Raw genomic sequence first — 2,794 nt, 5'->3', positions numbered from 1 at the left:
CGCCCCCGTGACCTGCGACCCCGCGGGCCCCCTCGCCGCCGAGGTGATCAAGACCTCGTCCGACCCCTACGTCGGCCGGATCTCCCTCGTCCGGGTCTTCTCCGGCACCCTGCGCCCCGACGAGACCGTCCACGTCTCCGGCCACGGCCTGGAGGACCGCGGCCACGAGAGCCACGACGTCGACGAACGCATCGGCGCGCTCTCCTCGCCCTTCGGTAAACAGCAGCGCCCCCTCCCCCAGGCCATCGCCGGCGACATCGCCTGCGTCGCCAAGCTCACCCGCGCCGAGACCGGCGACACCCTCTCCGCCAAGGGCGACCCCCTCCTCATGGAGCCCTGGCAGATGCCCGACCCGCTGCTGCCCGTCGCCATCCAGGCGCACAGCAAGGCCGACGAGGACAAGCTCTCGCAGGGCCTCGCCCGGCTCGTCGCCGAAGACCCCACCATGCGCCTCGAACAGAACGCCCAGACCCACCAGGTCGTCCTGTGGTGCCTGGGCGAGGCCCATCGCGACGTCGCCCTGGAGCGGCTGCGCACCCGCTACGGCGTCCAGGTCGACGTCGTGCCCCACAAGGTGTCGCTCCGCGAGACCTTCGGCGGCAAGGCCGCCGGCCGCGGCCGGCACGTCAAGCAGTCCGGCGGCCACGGCCAGTACGCCATCTGCGAGATCGAGGTCGAGCCGCTGCCCGGCGGCTCCGGCATCGAATTCGTCGACAAGGTCGTCGGCGGCGCCGTACCGCGCCAGTTCATCCCCTCCGTGGAGAAGGGCGTCCGCGCCCAGGCCGCCCGCGGCGTCGCCGCCGGCTACCCCCTGGTCGACATCCGCGTCACCCTCCTCGACGGCAAGGCGCACTCGGTGGACTCCTCCGACGCCGCGTTCCAGACCGCGGGCGCCCTCGCCCTGCGCGAAGCCGCCGCCGAGACGAGGATCCACCTCCTGGAGCCCGTCGCCGAGATCGAGGTCCTGGTCTCCGACGAGTACGTGGGCCCCGTCATGAGCGACCTGTCCGGGCGCCGCGGCCGCGTCATCGGCACCGAGCAGTCCGGCACCGGCCGCACCCTCGTGCGCGCCGAGGTGCCCGAGATCGAGATCGGCCGCTACGCCGTCGACCTGCGCTCCCTGTCGCACGGCACCGGCCGGTTCACCCGCTCCTACGCCCGCCACGAACCGATGCCCCCTCAGCTCGCCGAGCGGCTGCGGGAGTCGGCGGAGGGCGGAGCGTAACGGGCGCGCACCGCCCGCCCCGCACCCCGCGGGGCGGGCGGCCTTCGCGATCTCTGCGACAGCCGGCACCCCGCGCCGATACGCTGGTCGGCAGACCAACACGTATGACGCGGGCGGTCGCCGGCATCCGTCAGCATCCACCGGCAGGCCGCCGGACCGGACCTGCGCGGCATTGGGGGCAGCAGTGGCAGCAGGGGATCCGTTCGACTTCAGCCCGGGGGCACAGGTCCCGCTCTCGGGCGCATCCGGGCAGACCGCGGCGACCCAGGCGCTCGCCTCGGCCGCCTACCGCGACGGACCGGTCGACCAGCTCCTCAAGGCCAACTCCGACTGGGCCAAGTCCGAGGTCAAGCCGCCCCGCATATCGCTCTTCGAGCCCAACCTGGGCGAGGCCTTCGCCCGCGCCGTCCAGCTGCGCGTGCTCGGCAGCGGCCGCAAGCCCCTCATCCAGTCCTTCGGCCTCGACCCCCAGCCCGTCGTCGAGCACTGCCTGGCGGCCAACCGCATCCGCAAGCAGCGCGACGCCAAGCTCACGCTCATCATGGGCGTCTGCGGGCTGCTCTTCCTCCCCGGCGTCCTCCTGTGGCTCGGCGTCTTCCAGCTCCGCCGCACCATCGCCGGCGCCCAGAACAAGCGCGCCGGTGCCCTCGGCACGGCCCTCCTCGCCGCCCTCGGCATCCTTGCCGTCATCATGCTGGTCAAGCTGCCCTTCCACGGCTTCTGGGCGTTCTACCTGCGCGCCATGCTCGTCGTCCCGCTCATCGGCGGCTACTGGGCCAAGACGGTCTGCGAGCGCACCGCCAAGGACCTCCGCGAGCGCTGGACCGGCCTGCTCTCCGGCGGCGGCATCGGCGCCAAGATCCCCGAAGCCGTGCCCAAGAACCCCGGCGAGACCGCCGCCGAGCGGCTCCGCCAGTCCCTGGAGCGGCTCGCCGCCGAACAGCAGAGCAACGTCGCCTTCTACGCCGGCACCAAGGGCATACTCGGCATGGGCACCCGCTGGGGCAGCTGGCACCTCGCCGAGGAGCTCGTCCCCGCCGAGCCCGGCAAGGAGATCAACCCCTTCCGCAGCTGGGACGTCGTCCGCGCCATCCACGACCAGCTGCACCTGCTGGAGCGCAGCCCCCTGCACACCGGCGGCTTCCCCACCCCCTCGGTCGAGCACTGGGTCGTCTCCGACGTCGGCGAGGGCGCCGGCGCCGTCTCCCGCCCCGAAGGCACCGACGGCTTCCAGATAAGGGGCGCCGAACTCCAGAAGATCTGCAACGAACAGCAGTTCGGCGCCGGCAGCCGGCACTACCTCGGCGTGCAGTTCGTCCTGTGGGACGGCCAGCTCGTCATCACCCTCCTCATCACCGTCACCGTCCTCCACAAGACCCTGCGCATCGAGGTCACCGGCCACGCCCTCGGCCCCGTCAGCGGCGTCTTCATGGGCAAGCCCGCCGCCCGCACCAAGACCACCCCCAAGACCATCAAGTTCTGGGAGAACCGCACCAGGACCCTCTCCGTCGTCCCGCCCCGCGGTCAGGCGTTGTAGACGTCGGCCGCGCCCGGCTTGGCGTCCTGGAC

Annotated in this window: 1 protein-coding gene and 1 pseudogene; both read left to right on the top strand. The window is 72.6% G+C overall.

Annotation, left to right across the window (positions count from 1 at the left end):
• Positions 1-1,225: EF-Tu/IF-2/RF-3 family GTPase (locus tag ACSNOH_RS34280; protein ID WP_436725358.1), on the top strand; the 1,225-nt coding region annotated here is incomplete at its 5' end.
• A gap of 172 nt (positions 1,226-1,397) precedes the next feature.
• Positions 1,398-2,738, top strand: a pseudogene (locus ACSNOH_RS34275) (hypothetical protein); the annotation flags it as partial.
• Between the last annotated feature and the right edge of the window lie 56 nt (positions 2,739-2,794).

The organism is Streptomyces sp. URMC 127 (assembly GCF_051386535.1).
Lineage (GTDB): Bacteria > Actinomycetota > Actinomycetes > Streptomycetales > Streptomycetaceae > Streptomyces.
This window is presented reverse-complemented; position numbering and strand designations above follow the sequence as displayed.